General features: G+C 56.6%; 15 protein-coding genes and 1 tRNA gene. 10 read left to right on the top strand and 6 right to left on the bottom strand.

The genetic code is table 11. The features are described from left to right. Positions 1-112 precede the first annotated feature (112 nt). Positions 113-1,132, top strand: coding sequence for an ACR3 family arsenite efflux transporter (gene arsB / locus B0B09_RS07015; RefSeq protein ID WP_076658979.1), 1,020 nt, complete (start codon positions 113-115; stop codon positions 1,130-1,132). A 24-nt stretch (positions 1,133-1,156) separates the two neighbouring features. On the opposite strand, the gene B0B09_RS07020 is transcribed toward arsB, so the two are convergent. Both B0B09_RS07020 and B0B09_RS07025 read right to left on the bottom strand, forming a co-directional pair. Continuing rightward, the gene (locus B0B09_RS07020) at positions 1,157-1,825 is read right to left on the bottom strand and encodes a YjbF family lipoprotein (RefSeq protein ID WP_076658980.1); all 669 of its coding nucleotides are present in this window, start codon (positions 1,823-1,825) and stop codon (positions 1,157-1,159) included. Further along, complete coding sequence (locus tag B0B09_RS07025) at positions 1,822-3,798, bottom strand: YjbH domain-containing protein (RefSeq protein ID WP_076658981.1); 1,977 nt, start codon at positions 3,796-3,798, stop codon at positions 1,822-1,824. Before B0B09_RS07025 ends, B0B09_RS07020 begins: the two co-directional genes overlap by 4 nt. 207 nt (positions 3,799-4,005) lie before the next feature. Between B0B09_RS07025 and B0B09_RS07030 the strand changes: the two genes are divergently transcribed. The 9 genes from B0B09_RS07030 (at position 4,006) to B0B09_RS07070 (ending at position 10,570) form a co-directional block, all read left to right on the top strand. Further along, a complete protein-coding gene (locus B0B09_RS07030) occupies positions 4,006-4,293 on the top strand; it encodes an STAS domain-containing protein (RefSeq protein ID WP_076658982.1) in 288 nt (95 codons plus the stop codon). After that, a complete protein-coding gene (locus tag B0B09_RS07035; RefSeq protein WP_055296517.1) occupies positions 4,290-4,658 on the top strand; it encodes a response regulator in 369 nt (122 codons plus the stop codon). Before B0B09_RS07030 ends, B0B09_RS07035 begins: the two co-directional genes overlap by 4 nt. Before the next feature lie 3 nt (positions 4,659-4,661). After that, positions 4,662-6,770: a chemotaxis protein CheA gene (locus tag B0B09_RS07040; RefSeq protein WP_076658983.1), complete on the top strand. Its 2,109-nt coding sequence runs from the start codon at positions 4,662-4,664 to the stop codon at positions 6,768-6,770. Continuing rightward, positions 6,757-7,224, top strand: coding sequence for a chemotaxis protein CheW (locus B0B09_RS07045; RefSeq protein ID WP_055296513.1), 468 nt, complete (start codon positions 6,757-6,759; stop codon positions 7,222-7,224). The genes B0B09_RS07040 and B0B09_RS07045 overlap by 14 nt, the downstream gene beginning before the upstream one ends. Continuing rightward, positions 7,221-8,132 (top strand): CheR family methyltransferase, encoded by a 912-nt coding sequence (locus B0B09_RS07050; protein ID WP_207552135.1) that lies wholly within the window; start codon positions 7,221-7,223, stop codon positions 8,130-8,132. The genes B0B09_RS07045 and B0B09_RS07050 overlap by 4 nt, the downstream gene beginning before the upstream one ends. Then, positions 8,129-8,515 (top strand): response regulator, encoded by a 387-nt coding sequence (locus tag B0B09_RS07055; protein WP_055296511.1) that lies wholly within the window; start codon positions 8,129-8,131, stop codon positions 8,513-8,515. Before B0B09_RS07050 ends, B0B09_RS07055 begins: the two co-directional genes overlap by 4 nt. Then, complete coding sequence (locus B0B09_RS07060; RefSeq protein ID WP_076658984.1) at positions 8,512-8,895, top strand: DUF8776 family protein; 384 nt, start codon at positions 8,512-8,514, stop codon at positions 8,893-8,895. The genes B0B09_RS07055 and B0B09_RS07060 overlap by 4 nt, the downstream gene beginning before the upstream one ends. 173 nt (positions 8,896-9,068) lie before the next feature. Then, a complete protein-coding gene (locus B0B09_RS07065; protein ID WP_076658985.1) occupies positions 9,069-10,052 on the top strand; it encodes a CheB methylesterase domain-containing protein in 984 nt (327 codons plus the stop codon). 134 nt (positions 10,053-10,186) lie between these two features. Further along, the gene (locus tag B0B09_RS07070) at positions 10,187-10,570 is read left to right on the top strand and encodes a chemotaxis protein CheD (protein WP_242654358.1); all 384 of its coding nucleotides are present in this window, start codon (positions 10,187-10,189) and stop codon (positions 10,568-10,570) included. On the opposite strand, the gene B0B09_RS07075 is transcribed toward B0B09_RS07070, so the two are convergent. From B0B09_RS07075 to B0B09_RS07090, 4 genes are all read right to left on the bottom strand, one after another. Then, on the bottom strand, positions 10,567-11,457 hold the full coding sequence (locus B0B09_RS07075) for an NAD(P)-dependent oxidoreductase (protein WP_076658987.1): 891 nt from the start codon (positions 11,455-11,457) through the stop codon (positions 10,567-10,569). The two genes, B0B09_RS07070 and B0B09_RS07075, sit on opposite strands and share 4 nt — an antisense overlap. 38 nt (positions 11,458-11,495) lie before the next feature. Then, complete coding sequence (locus B0B09_RS07080; RefSeq protein WP_076658988.1) at positions 11,496-13,382, bottom strand: acyl-CoA synthetase; 1,887 nt, start codon at positions 13,380-13,382, stop codon at positions 11,496-11,498. Between the two features lie 108 nt (positions 13,383-13,490). Then, on the bottom strand, positions 13,491-15,281 hold the full coding sequence (locus B0B09_RS07085; protein ID WP_076658989.1) for an ABC transporter transmembrane domain-containing protein: 1,791 nt from the start codon (positions 15,279-15,281) through the stop codon (positions 13,491-13,493). A 97-nt stretch (positions 15,282-15,378) separates the two neighbouring features. After that, positions 15,379-15,452: transfer RNA gene (locus tag B0B09_RS07090), tRNA-Gly, on the bottom strand. Positions 15,453-15,456 lie beyond the last annotated feature (4 nt).

Consider the following 15,456-nt stretch of genomic DNA (forward strand, 5'->3'; position numbering starts at 1 on the left):
CGCGGCTGGTCAAACCCGTTGCCTCAGGCGCGTACCTGTGCAAATCAGTCAAAGGTGTTTACCGCTTAAACTTAAGGCGAGGCGCGTCAGCAACTGAAAGAGCGGCAATATCATGGGCTTGTTCGAGCGATATCTTTCCATCTGGATCGGGTTGGCGATGGTTGCGGGCATTGCCCTTGGCAGTGTCGCACCAAGCCTCGTGAATCTTGTTGCGGCGGCCGAGTTTGCCAGCGTGAACCTTGTCGTTGCCGTTCTGATCTGGGCGATGGTCTATCCCATGATGGTCGGGGTCGATCCGGCCAGTCTGAAAGATGTGCTCAAGCAGCCCAAAGGCCTGGCCATCACGCTGGTGGTCAACTGGCTGATCAAACCGTTTTCGATGGCGGCATTGGGTGTACTCTTTTTTGAGGTGGTCTTTGCCGATCTCATCGCACCGGCGGATGCGCAGCAATATCTGGCGGGTCTGATCCTGCTGGGTGCCGCACCCTGCACGGCGATGGTCTTTGTCTGGTCGCAACTGACCAAAGGCGACGAAAGCTATACGCTCTTGCAGGTCTCGGTCAATGATGTGGTGATGGTCTTTGCCTTTGCGCCGATAGTGGCGTTTTTGCTGGGCGTCACGGATATCATCGTGCCGTGGGAAACACTTGTTTTATCGGTCGTCCTGTTTGTCGCTCTGCCGCTTGCGGCGGGTCTTTTCACACGTGCGCGGTTGGGGTCTGCGGCACGGATCGCGGCTTTTCAGGCACGCATCAAACCTTGGTCGGTAATTGGTTTGGTCGTAACCGTTGTGATCCTCTTTGGCCTGCAAGGACAAGTTATTCTTGACCGCCCGCAAGTGATCGCCCTGATTGCGGTGCCGATCCTGCTGCAATCCTATGGCATTTTCGCGCTGGCCTATGCGGCGGCCTTTGCCTTGCGCGTGCCACACCGTATCGCCGCCCCCTGCGCCCTGATCGGCACGTCGAACTTTTTCGAACTGGCCGTTGCTGTGGCGATCAGCCTGTTCGGGCTCAACTCGGGGGCGGCCCTGGCCACCGTCGTGGGGGTTCTGGTCGAAGTGCCTGTGATGCTGTCTCTGGTGGCCTTCGCCAACCGGACGCGCGGCAGGTTCAGCGACAGATCGGCATAGCGAGGGCGACAACCGGCGGATCTATCATGCGTCCGGGTCGAATTGCTCGATCACGTCGACCTGAATGTTGGTTTGCACGGGGCCTGTCCACTGGCTCGTGCGCCAGATGCGGCCCGTCCCGGCATCAAGATAATGGACGTTGTTGAAATTCTCTCCGGCCTGCGTCGTGCAGATCTCGACAACTTCCACCACCTGCCGCGTGGCCTCTGCCACCTCGATGGCGAGGGTACGCCCCACCTGATTGCGACAGGTCGCTGTGATCTGTGCAAATTCCGTCCCACGCTTTGCGATATAATAGGTGCGTGTCACCTCGGCAGGCCATGCCCCCGCGCGCGTCTCTCGCACAAGCGGATCATCACTCTGTGTCGTCACCGCCTGCAAGTTGGTGCCAAACCCAAGGGTGGCATAGACCAACCCGCCCTCAAGCGTGATGCCACGGTTATCGTTCGCGTTATAGATAATCCGTCCGTCGCGCATCTGGATCGCCACCCCTACCGCCCCCAGCCCGATTGTCGGACTTAACACCAGCACAGCCGCAAGATCGGCCGCTTCGATGGCGGCGCGATTGACACCTGGCACCCGCATTTCGACCTCAGGGTTGGGGTTCAGGATTGCATCACGCATCTGCCCCAAGGTTCCGATACAGCCCGAGAGCGAAGCAATCAAACCTGCGCAAACAACACCTTTGATCAATTCCAGAACTCCCCAAAGCCGTCTTCGATACGTCGTTTATCCGACGCACGCAGTTCATCATAAAGCAATCCGGTGCCGGACACGCGCGACCCGAAGTCACCCGATTGGCCACCCACAAACAGATTGGTCCCCCCGACACCGCCCTCAACCGACGTCCAGGACAAGGGAATGGAGATTTCAGCACCGAATTTCAGCGGTGCTGTTTCCTCTTCGCTCCATGTCGTCGATGCGGCAATCCGCCAGCCGTTGCGGTAATTGCGACCGATGGTCATGCCCACCGCAAAATCATCCGCCAGATGCTGGCCCGCGTCGAGGATGACGAAATTGCCGTTTGTGCCGACATTGGCATAAATGCTGCCAATCAGCGTCGAGGCATCCGCGTCTTCAAACCCAAACCAGCCTTCGTAGGCGCGTTTCTGCACGTAGGTTGCCTCAAGCCCCAAGGCAAAGTTCTGTTCCGGATCGCGCCAGATCACTTCGCCGCTGACACCGCCATAGGCACGTTCAAACAGACCGGCAGATACGCGGCTGTATAGCTCTGGCGCGATCCGGAAACGGTGCCGAACCGACAGCGACTGCAGGAACGCGATATCCGGCGCGTAGGACGTAAAGTCAGACCGCGGTTGTGGTTCGGCGGGCGGGTCTTCCTGTGTCCATTGGTTCAGGAAGCGGTAGCCAACGGATGCCGCGGCGAAGGTCTGCGGTGAAAAACTATAGCGGGCATTGGCATTGAGTGTGCCCGTCAGTTCCAGCGTGTCCGACGTGATGAAATCCGCTTTGAACGACGGCGACAGCCCGTAAGTGAAGCGCGGCTCAAAACTGTCCGCGATCAGCCCCTCGGGCCGACTGCGCGGGCTCGCCTCAAAGGACGTGGCGTCCCACGCCAATTCTGCGGCATTGGGCGCACCAACCGCACGATCAAGCCCCGCCCGATCCAGTACCACGACATTGCTGTCAAAGGCCCCTGTGTTCTGTGTCACACGGAATGTCGTGACGCTGGCAGGCGCGACTGCCGAAAGAATACGCGCAACCCGGCCCGCCGTACGCGCAAAGACAACATCCTTGGCGGATGAGGCCGTCACATCAATCGTGTCGTCCTCCATTGCAAAGCGGCTGATACGGATATCTTCTTTCTCGGCGCGCTCGTTCAAGAGCGCCAAGACCTGCGCGGCGGTCGGTTGGGGCCGGCTGGCGCGCACGGGCGTGTTCGGCACGTAAGGATGCGGACCCCGCCCCATGTTTTCCTGCGCCAGTGACTGTGCGGGATTTGCTGCGAACTGCAATCGCAGGCCCGCGTTGCCTTGGTTGTTGACCAAACCGGTGACGGTCAGCCCGTCCAGAACCTCATAGGACAGGCTAGCAGCGAATGTTTCATCGGCCTCTGCACCGGCGATATCGCTGTATTCCGCAGCAGCCACAAGGCCCGCGACGCCAGTGTCCCAGACGATATTCGCGAAAGGCGCGGCGTCGCCTTCAAACAGGTGATCCGTCCGGATGGTTCCGTCATCTGTGCCACGATTTTCCGGCACAGCCAGCGCGTAGCGCCCCCACCCCATGCCGACTGAGGCCGCAAACGCACCAAAGGTCTTGCTGGCCAGCACATATTCACCCGACCCGCGATCATCGCTGCCGAAACCCACGATCCCGACAGTCAGACCGGGCGTGTAGGTGCCCTCTTTCAACAGCCGCACACCAAAGCTCAGCTCGTTGCCGCTCGAACTGCCTGTGTCATCATCATAGGTCGGAAAGCTGATCCCGATCTCAAACCAATCGCTCGGCTGAAGCCCAAGAGACAGCGCGCGGTAGTCTTCGCGGAAATCAAAAAGAATAGCGAAATCATCGGCGATGCCACTGGCCGCGCGGGGCGTATCTATTGCCTGTGACAGTCCCCCGATGCCCTCTGCAGCGGCGTTGGTCACAAATAGGGATGACAAGATGATAGTAAGGGCGATCCCGTAGGGTTTATGGCGCATGTGGTTCTTTCAACCCTTCGGTAACTGATCCGCAATAGTCAGGGCAAACTAGCCAAGGACGCAGGGCAATGTCGAGGCATTTGCCCGAATTGCATAGAGACCCTGAAAAATGTTGTTCCGCATTTACGTGAAATTAAGCCAGCGACCGTCATACGCATTCTGGGCAACAACAGCGACTTTGGCACTATGAAAAGGAGTAGTCCCAGAATGACTGACGACACGGCAAGTTTTGAACTTCCCAAGATCATGAAGGTTGATGATTGTGAGACGTTGCACGGGTTTCTGGCCGGTGCCCAAGGCAAACACATCGCATTTGATTGTTCAGCAGTCGAAAGGCTAAGCGGTCTATCGGCGCAAATTCTGGTGATGGCGGCGGGCGTGTGGCGCGGCCAGTCGCTTGACGTTACTTTTGGCAGCCCCTCGGATGGGTTCGCACAAAGCGTCACGATGCTCGGCCTGAACGATCTTCTTTTCCCAGATCAGGTGACAGCATGAGCGCGCACATCCTTGCCATTGACGATTCGCGCACGATCCGTGCCTTGCTGACCGCAACACTGGAAAAAGCGGGCTTTGCCGTGACCACCGCAGTGGACGGGGTGGACGGTGTCGAAAAGTTCCAAAGCGCCAACGCCGATCTGGTGATTACAGATGTGAATATGCCGAACAAAGATGGCTTTGGCGTGATTGAGGATATCCGCCAAGGGGCCGTGAACCGCGCGGTTCCAGTCCTTGTTCTGACAACAGAAAGCGGGGCCGCACTCAAGGAACGCGCACGCAAGGCCGGGGCGACAGGCTGGATTGTTAAGCCTTTCGATGACGACGCTCTGGTATCGGTCATCAAGCGGCTGACAGGGGCCTGAACCATGACAGACAGTGCAATTCTTGACGCCTTTTTTGAAGAATGTGAGGACCTTCTGGTCGCCCTCTCGGACGGCCTGGAAGACATGCGCGAGGGCAAGGCGGACAGTGAAACCGTGAATGCCGTGTTCCGCTCCGTCCACTCGATCAAAGGTGCGGCTGGTGCCTTCTCGCTCGAGGATCTCGTGAGTTTTGCACACATCTTCGAAACAGTTCTGGACGACGTTCGCGCTGGCAAGCTCGCAACAGATGACACACTCTTGCGGGTGCTGCAGCGGGCCGGTGACATTCTAGCGGATCTGGTGGATGCCGCCCGTGACGGGCTTCCGGCCGATGCCGATCAGGTGGATCCGGTTGTCGCAGAACTGCAATCCTTTTTGGGTGCCGAAGGCCTTGTCGAAGAGGAATTCGTGTTCGAAGCCCTCACTTTGGCCTTTGACAATGCCCCGACTACAGCCACCTATCAGGTCCAATTCAGGCCGAGCCGGGAGTTTTACGCCACAGGCAACGATCCGGCTCTGGTGATTGCAGCCCTGCAAGACTTGGGGCCCTGCACGGTGCGCACCCTGACCGGCGACGTTCCTCACGATTTTGCCGATTTCCAGTGGGACGAAGGCTATCTGACCTGGCAGGTGGATGTGGCGGATCAACAAAATGATTTGGCGATCAGAGAGGTCTTCCAGTTTGTTGACGACCTCTGTGATCTGCGTATTGCCGAGGACTTTGGCGACGAAGCGGCCCCCTTGGCCGACGACCCTGCGCCCGACGTCGCATTATCGACGGAAACCGCAGGACCTCCATATGAAACAGCACAAGAACCAGTCGTAGAGCGTGTCGTACAGCCTGCCGTAATGGAGGACGCCCCTGCAAAGACTGATAAGCCTGCCAAGCGACCTGCAAGCACGTTGCGCGTCGATCCCGAACGGGTGGACCGGTTGATCAACGCGGTTGGTGAGCTGATTATCAACCAGTCCGTTATTTCTCAGCGGATCGACGAAGCGGGCCTGCCCAATAGTGCCGAACTGCACGGTGATCTGGACGACTACAAACTTTTGGCCCGCGAAATCCAGGAAGGTGTGATGGCGATCCGCGCACAGCCTGTGAAACCGCTGTTTCAACGGATGTTGCGTATCGCGCGCGAGGCGGCCGATGCCACAGGCAAAGACGTCAACCTCGTGACGGAAGGCGACGGAACCGAGGTCGACAAGATCGTTGTCGAACGGCTGGCTGATCCTCTGACCCATATGATCCGCAACGCCATTGATCACGGCATTGAAAAGCCGCACGATCGCGTAAGTGCTGGAAAACCCGCGACCGGCACGTTGCGTCTGACAGCCAGCCAGCGATCAGGCAGTATCGTGATCGAGATTATTGATGACGGGGCAGGTCTTAATCGCAAGCGCATCAAAGAGATTGCAATCAGCAAGGGGCTCATATCTGCAGACCTCCAACTCACCGAACAGGAAATTGATCACCTGCTGTTTGCGCCAGGGTTTTCCACGGCTGCAGAGGTCACCAATCTGTCGGGTCGCGGTGTGGGCATGGATGTGGTCAAAACGGCGATCACCGCATTGGGCGGCCGCATTACGATCAGCAGCATCACGGGCCAAGGAACCACGTTTTCGATCACCCTGCCGCTCACACTGGCAGTCATGGACGGGATGATCATTAATGTCGGCGGTCAGACAATGGTCGTGCCAATTTCCAGCATCCTCGAAACCATCCGTCCCACCAAAGCTGATCTTTCGCGGATTGGCCTGCATAGCCAGTTGCTCCGCATTCGGGGCGACTATGTCCCAATTATTGATTTGGCAGAACGGCTTGGGGTGCGCTCGTCATCAGACACTATGACGGATCGGGTGCTTTTGCTCATACAAACGGAATCTGTGACGCAATGTGCCTTGGCCGTGGATGATATTTTCGACCAGCGACAGGTTGTCGTGAAAAGCATGCAAGGCAGCTACGGAGAAATTGCGGGGATTTCAGGGGCCACGATATTGGGCGATGGCAAGATCGCCCTGATCATCGATCCCGACGCCATTGCCGCAGCACCTACCACCGAATTGAAGTTGCAAATCCAAGCCCAAAGAGAGGTCGCACATGCAGCAACATGAAGATCCCAAAGCCGCAAAACAGATTGAATTTGTGACACTGGTTGCAGGCGGACAAAGCTTCTGCATCGAAATCACGCAAATTCGCGAAATCCGGCGTTGGACACCGGTTACCCTGTTGCCGCATTCACCACCCTATGTCCTCGGTGTTATCAACTTGCGCGGTGCCGTCATTCCTATTCTAGACCTTGCGGCCAAACTCGGCTTTCGCGCAATCGAGCCGACAGAGCGTCATGTCATCATCATCATCTCAGTTGAAGAACGCACTGTGGGCCTATTGGTTGAATCTGTTTCTGAAATCTTGGGGATCAGCTCCGACATGGTGCGCGAAACGCCACGCACCGAAGAAGATGAATCTACCCGCGCAATCAACGGGATCATCCCAACGGGCGATGACATGATAAAAATTCTTAGTCTTGAGGCACTCTTGCCCTCAAAGCTTGCGACGGCCGCATGATGCAGCGTATCCCGTCCTCATCTGGGGAAACACCAAACGATTTCACGTTTTCGGATCATGATTTTCAGATGATCTCGAATCTCGCGAACGCGCGCTACGGACTCTTCTTGCAGCCATCCAAAAAGGCGCTTGTTCACTCGCGCCTCGCAAAGCGCTTGCGCGCTCTCAAACTTGCCAGTTTTGAAGACTACTGCAGTCTACTCAACAAGACTGAGGGCGATGCGGAGCGTCCACATCTTCTGTCAGCACTCACAACGAACGTGACTCATTTTTTCCGTGAGATACACCATTTTGACTTTCTGAAAGACGTGCTGATGCCGCAGTTGATTGAAAAGGCGCAGGCAGGCAATCCAGTGCGGATTTGGTCTTCGGCCTGTTCATCCGGGCAAGAGGCGTATTCGATTGCGGCGGCGCTCATTGCCGCCGCACCGAAAGTCTCACAATATGACGTCAAGATCCTTGCCACAGATATCGACCCACAAGTGATTCAAACGGCAAAACGCGCCGTCTATCCTACCGAGCAGATCGCGACATTACCGCCCTTTTGGCGCGACCTGCTGACCGGTTCCAAGAGATCGCAATCCGGCGAATTCAGCATTGATCCGACGTTACAAAACCTCATCTCCTTTGGCGAACTCAATCTGATTGCCGACTGGCCGATGAGGGGCAAGTTTGATGTCATCCTTTGTCGCAACGCGGCCATTTATTTCGATAAAGCCACGCAAGCGCGCCTTTGGGGGCGTTTTGCCGAAGTGATGGTTGAAGGGGGGCATCTTATGATCGGCCATTCAGAACGGTTGAGCGGCCCGGCACAGTCAGCATTCAAAAGCGTCGGCATCACGACCTACCAAAAACTGACTGGGGCGTCGGCCCCTTCCAAAATAACGGATAAAGGAGACAAAAATTGAGCCTGAAAGACTCCTTGCGGGTAATGATCGTTGACGACATGGGCGTCAGTCGCGGCCTTTTGGTACAAGCGATCGAAGAGATGGGCATCTGGAAAAACCAGGCCGAGAATGACGGGCGCGCGGCCCTCCAAAAACTGATTGCAGATCCGGTGCACCTTGTGCTGTCTGATTACAACATGCCCGGCATGGACGGGCTGCAACTGTTACAGGCGCTGCGTCAAAATAGATCAACCGCGCGGATCGGCTTTATTCTGGTAACAGGCAACCCGACACCTGACCTGGTCAGCAAGGGCAAAGCGCTTGGCTTGAACAACATCATTAAAAAACCGTTTACCACAGCGACGATGAAACAGTGCATCGAGAGCGTGGTAGGTCGCTTATGAACGTGTTGCCGCGTAGTAGCCGGAATACAGAGGTCTCACTGAGTCAGGTCTTGCAGCAAACAGGGACCTGTCTGACGCAGTTGAGCGAAAAAATTCTTGATCTGGAACACACGATTTGGGGGGTGCCCACCTCACTCGGCGAACATGTGACGCACGCCAATGCGTTGCAGGCACTCGATTTCATGAAACAGGCCACCGATGACCTGGCGGGTCTGCTTGAAAGGTTGGGGAATGCTGTCCCGCCTGCCTTCGCAATAAGCGAGAGTGATGTGATCACCCCTATGAAACTCGAGATTTTGCGCCAAGTCATCAGTACCAATGCGAATGACTTGAACGCAGTCGAAAATCACATGGAAAAACAGGAGGTGGAATTGTTCTAGAACCGCCGCAATCTCATGAAACACGCTCTTTTGGGATCGGTCGACGTTGAATTTGCAGCATCCTATCGGATGCATGACACCCATAGCACCGATCATTCAAGGGCGCGCAGTAAACACGTGCCAGCCTAACTTTATCTAACGAAAAACGGCCACTCACCACTTCCGGACCACAAATGAAATTTCTGATCGCACATCAATCTCAGCTTTCCATGGGACGTGTCCGGCGTGCGATAGCTGCGGCGCATCCACAAGCACAGTTTCTGACAGCAACTTCCCTGACCGAAGCCTACAATTTGTCAGAACATCATGAACCGGACTGCGTCTTTATCTCGGAAACACTTGCCAGTCTTCCGGAATGCGAGCTTCTCTTGTCTTTATTTGGCATTCTCAAAATCACTTGCGTGGTCTTGACTGAGGCAAACACGCGCGCCGAAGTCTATGCGCTTCCTGACTCCCTCGCAAAAATCCCTGAAGCAGATTTGGAACAGCACCTTGGCAAGATCGTGAAGGCCGCGGGCCAGGCAACCCCCGTTGCACGCGCTGATCCGAAAAAGGAAAGTGCTGTCAGCAACTATGATCCAAACAAGTTTATCCTCATCGGCGCGTCCACTGGCGGGATCGACGCATTGATCACAATCGCACAACACTTTGGAGAAAACTGCCCGCCAGTTTTGATTGTACAGCATACCGGCGGCAGCTTTGCCAAAAGTCTGATCCGCCTACTGAATAGCGCGTGCCGTGCCACGGTGACACCTGCCGAAGACGGGTTAGACATAGAACCAGGACATATCTACCTCGCACCTGACGATAGATTCCATCTCACGCTTGCCCAACGCAGGAGACCGTCCATTCATCTAAAGTCTCACGATTTGATATCGGGGCATCGGCCTTCGATTGATGCGCTCTTCATGTCGGCCTTGCCACTGGCTCCACAAGTCACAGCCGCACTTCTCACGGGGATGGGTAAAGATGGCGCAGCCGGTCTGACCGAATTGCGCAGGGCCGGCGCGCATACGATAGGACAAGATCAGCATACCAGTGTCGTCTACGGCATGCCGCGCGTGGCCATGGAAATGGGTGGCGTGTGCCTGCAACTCCCCCTCGGCAAAATCGGGCCTGCGCTTTTGAAGGCATCAGCAGGAAAGATGCGCGCATGACTTCTACACAGAAAATGATCACAATCATTCAGGGCGACTATGCCGTTTCCAGAGATTCGGCCGTTGTCATGTCTACAGTCCTGGGATCCTGCGTCGCGGTTTGCCTGTATGATGCACAGGCCGGTGTGGGTGGTATGAATCACTTTTTACTGGCTGGAACAGGTGCTGCGCGCGGAAACGATCTCCGCTACGGCGTCAATGCGATGGAACTCTTGATCAACGAACTGCTTCGTGCCGGTGCAGAACGCCACAAACTCACAGCGAAACTCTTTGGCGGCGCGCGCATGACGGATCATTCCCGCGACATTGGTCAATCCAATGCACGTTTCGCGTCTGATTTCCTGATGCAAGAGGGTATTCCCTGCCTGTCCAAGAGCCTTGGCGGTGATCAGGCGCGCCGCGTGCAGTTTACACCGACGACCGGTGCCGCACGCCAGTTGCAGATTGCAGGTGTCGCGCCCGAGATCATTCCTGAAAAGCCGGTGGCGGCACCTGCGCCGGACATCACGCTTTTCTAGTATGAGCCGGATTTTTCATCGATCTCCTGAAGACGCTTCAGCAGGGATGACGTGTCCCAACGCCCGCCGCCAAGTTTTTGCACGTCTTTATAGAATTGATCGACCAGTGCTGTCACAGGCAAGCTCGCTCCGTTTTCATCGGCGGCATCAAGGCAGATACCCAGATCCTTGCGCATCCAATCCACCGCAAACCCGTGGTCCCATTTATCGGCCAGCATTGTCTGATAGCGGTTCGACATCTGCCAACTGCCAGCAGCACCTTGGCTGATCACCTCGACAACCGCCTCACCATTAAGGCCTGCCTTTTGCGCAAAATGAAGCGCCTCGGATAAACCCTGCACCAGACCCGCAATCGCAATCTGGTTGCACATCTTTGTCATTTGTCCGGCACCGCTGTCACCGATCCGCCGGCAGAGCTTGGCATAGGCAGCAATCACAGCCTCGGCGCGGGCATAGCTGTCTTCGGCGCCGCCACACATGACCGAAAGCGCACCATTTTCGGCACCCGCCTGCCCGCCGGATACAGGTGCATCGACAAAAGCAATGCCTTTTTCGGCAGCCACATCATGCAATTCCCGTGTGACTGCCGCAGAAACTGTCGTGTGATCGACAAAGATGGATCCTGCCGGCATGGCCGCAAAGGCCCCGTCTTCGCCCAAACACACTGACCGCAGGTCATCATCATTCCCCACGCAGGCCATAACCAACGCGGCCCCTTCCGCTGCTGCACGCGGCGTTTCGCCCAGCGCGCCACCGTGCTGCGCCACCCATTTTTTTGCCTTGGCCGTTGTGCGGTTATAGACCGTCACATCATGCCCCGCCGCCTGAAGGTGACCTGCCATGGGGTACCCCATGACCCCGAGACCCAAAAACGCTAGTTTCGTCATCACAGTTGTCCTTATCTTTCGTGAACTTAGCGCAATACTTAGTCCACCAGCTCCCAAGGTATAGTGTAGGCGTTCAACGCCGTGCCGATTTCTGCATCAGATGCATCACCTGTCTTGACGATATGGGCAACCAAACCGCGCTTTTTATCTTCGCTCACGTCACGTACCTCCGCACCAACATCCTTGAGAGCGGCGTTGAAGACGCGGGTGATCGCCAATCTGCGCAGGTCTGGCTTAAAGATTTTTCCAACCGCCGTTTTTGGCAATTCATCCAATATTCCCAGATACTTGGGATGCGCCGCGCGTTCGTGTACATGTTCCTTGGCATAGGCCATCAGGTCTTCTTCCGTCACCTCTGCCCCATCGACAAGTTCGACATAAACGCAAGGGACCTCACCTGCGTGTTGATCTGGCTGACCAATGGCACCGGCAAAGGCCACAGCCTCATGCCCGGCCAAGGCTTCTTCGATCTCTGCAGGGTCGATGTTATGACCGCCGCGGATGATCAGGTCCTTGGCGCGCCCCGTGATCCAGAGGTAGCCGTCACTGTCGAACCGCCCCAGATCACCCGTCCGTAAATATTGCTGGTCAGATTCCTCACCAGGATAGAAAAGGTTCTTGTTCTTGTCGGCCTCGGTATAAGTCTGGCCGCCAAAGACTCCGGGGTTGGAAACGCAGATTTCGCCGATTTCATCCACGTCGCGGATTTCGCCATCGGCGGGATTGACGATCTTGATGTCTGTGTAGGGGAAAGGCAAACCAATGGAGCCGACGCGCTTTTCACCAGCGGGCGGATTGATCGAGACAAGGCATGTCGCTTCGGTCAACCCGTAGCCTTCACAGATCGTGACACCTGCGGCCTCTTCAAAGCGGCGATAAAGCTCGAGCGGCAGTGGCGCCGAGCCGCAGAAGGCCAGCCGCAATGTGGAAATATCCGCATCGACCTTGCGCTGCATCAGTGCCGACATGGCCGTGGGCACGGTGATCATGAAGGTCACTTTGTGCTTTTCGATCAGCTTCCAGAAGTTATCGAACACGCCCTCGCCACGATATCCTTGCGGCGTGGGGAACACGATCTGCGCCCCCGACCCCAGCGACGCGCCCAATGACACGATCGTTGCAAAGACATGAAACAACGGGAGCGGACAGATTTGCACGTCTTCTTCGGTAAAGAGCAAACGATCGCCCAGCCACGCATTGTAGATGATACCAGAGTACCTGTGCTGCACGACCTTGGGCATGCCCGTGGTACCGCCGGTGTGGAAATAGGCGGCGACCCTGTCGGTCTTGCTATCCTCAAAATTCAGCGTCTTGGGCAGTTTGTTCATCTCGGCGTTGAAATCAAGCACCTTGGCCTTGTGGGCAACGGGGTTCTTGGGGCGGATCAGCGGCACGATCAGGCGCTTAAATCCTGTCAGATAGCGGTGCAGATCAACTTCCAGCACATGGGTGACATTGGGGGCCAGGCGCACGGCCTCGGCGGCCTTTTGGGCGACATCGGTTTTTGGAAATGCCTTGAGGGTGACAAGCACCTTGGCCTTGGTTTCCCGCAGGATGGCGGCTATTTGTTCCGCGTCAAGCAGCGGGTTGATCGGGTTCACGATCCCCGCCACCTGCCCGCCCAGATATGTCAGGACCGTTTCGGTCGCATTGGGCATCAGGTAGGCCACGACATCATCTTCGCCGACACCCAGACTGCGGAACATGTTGGCGGCTTGTGCCGTCTTGTCGCGCAGGGTGTTCCAGTCAAGCGTTTCGCATTTCGCATCGGGCTCAGAGAACAGGCTGAAGGTGACAGCTTTTCGTGCCCCATGTTTGGCGGCCGTCCGGCAAAGCAGTTCAAAGGTGGTTGTGGCCTTATCGCGGGCCTCCCACGGCTTTTCGTTTTCGATAGCGTCCCGGTCCGCGACAGTTGCAAAAGCCATGTCGTCTCCTCCCTGTTTTCTTTTTTTGCAGCGTGACGCTGCCTCCCTGAAGGAACAGGGTGGTGAAAAACATAAACAATCACAAGTCTGACGCTACGAAAAACGCAGCTATTCCGCCGCGACACCTTCTGTGAACTGCAGCCGCGCCAACCGCGCGTAGAGCCCGCCTTGGGCGACAAGCGCGTCATGTGTACCTTGGGCCGCGATTTTGCCGTCTTCCAGAACGATGATGCGGTCGGCCTTTTTGACGGTGGCCAGCCTGTGCGCGACAATCAGTGTCGTGCGGGTCCGCGCCAGTTCTTCGACCGCGCGCTGCACCGCATATTCGCTTTCAGCATCCAGCGCGCTCGTGGCCTCGTCCAAGAGCAGGATCGGTGCATCGCGCAGAATGGCGCGCGCAATCGCAATCCGCTGTTTCTGCCCACCCGAGAGCATTACACCGCGTTCGCCGACATAGCTTTCAAAACCATCAGGCAACGCTTTGAGAAAATCATAGGCGGCGGCAGCTTTTGCGGCCTCTTCAACCTCGGCGTCGGTGGCAGTGGGCCGGCCGAAGCGGATATTTTCGCGCGCCGTATCGGCAAAGATCACAGGATCTTGCGGGACAAGCGCGATGTGCTGGCGGAACTCCGAGCGCAGAAGCTCTCGCAGATCCATGCCGTCGATTTTGACCGCACCGGATTGCGGGTCGTAGAAGCGCTGCACCATCTGGATGATGGTGCTTTTGCCCGCCCCGGACGGACCAACGAGTGCAACGGTCTCACCGGCCTTAATCTCAAGGTTGATGCCATCAAGGGCAGAAACCTGCGGCCGGGACGGATAGTGGAACTGCACGTTCTCGAATTGCAGCGTGCCTTTGACGGGCTGGGGCAATGTCTTGGGCTCTGCAGGATCCTGCACGGTATCTTCGGCGGTCAGAAGCTCGACCAGACGTTCCGTAGCACCAGCGGCGCGTTGCAATTCACCCCAAACCTCGGACAGGGCCGCGACAGCGCCGCCGACCATGATGGTGTAGATCATGAACTGCACCAACCCGCCTTCGGTGATTTCGCCGGCGACCACGTCTTGTGAACCCATTTGCAAAAACAACACGATCGCGGCGAAGACCATGAAGATCACAATGGCCGTCAGCGCCGCACGCGTCATGATCCGGCGGCGGGCAGAGCGATAGCTTTGCTCGGTGACTTCGTCGAATTTGGCGCGGCTGAGTTCTTCGTGTGTAAAGGCCTGCACGGTTTGCGCTGACAAGAGCTGTTCGGACGCATCGCCACTGGATTCAGCAATCAGGTCCTGATTTTCCTTGGACAGGCTGCGGACACGGCGACCGAGAAAGAGGATCGGGAACAGGACCACCGGGATAGGCCAAAGGACCATCACACTCATCTTGACCGAGGTCAGCAACATCAGGATTACGCCACCGATGAAGATCAGGATGTTGCGCAATGCGATCGAAACCGAGCTGCCGATGACCGAAAGGATCAATGTGGTATCTGTGGTTATGCGGCTAAGCACCTCACCCGTCATGATTTTTTCGTAAAACGCAGGGCTCATGCTGATCATGCGGTTGAATACGGCCTTGCGAATATCTGCGACAACCCGTTCACCTAGCCGCGTGACTAAGTAATAGCGCAGCGCCGTTCCGAATGAGAGCAGTACAGCGATAATCAGCATTGTCACGAAGTGCTGGCTGATCTCGCCGCTGGCCAGCCCGAAGGTATCAACAACCTGCCCCGCTGCCATTGGCAAGCTCAGCGCGACCATGGCTGTAAAAACAAGCGCAAAGCCTGCCGCGATCATGTTGTAGCGGTAGGTTCTCATGAAAGGCCAAAGGGCTTTCAGCGCGCTGACACGTTTGCCGACGGGCCGATCTTCGGCGGTGGATTTTTGGGTCTCAGCCATGCACTGTCCTCAGGTTCTGGGGATGACATAAAACTGAACCAACTGTTTCACAAGGCAACCCTGCGCATCTGCGATATTTTGGTTGTCAGAAAGTGATTGGAGCGGGCGGCGGGAATCGAACCCGCGTCTCTTGCTTGGAAGGCAAGGGTCTTACCATTACACAACGCCCGCGCAC

The sequence above is a fragment of the Yoonia rosea genome, from assembly GCF_900156505.1.
GTDB classification, from domain to species: domain Bacteria; phylum Pseudomonadota; class Alphaproteobacteria; order Rhodobacterales; family Rhodobacteraceae; genus Yoonia; species Yoonia rosea.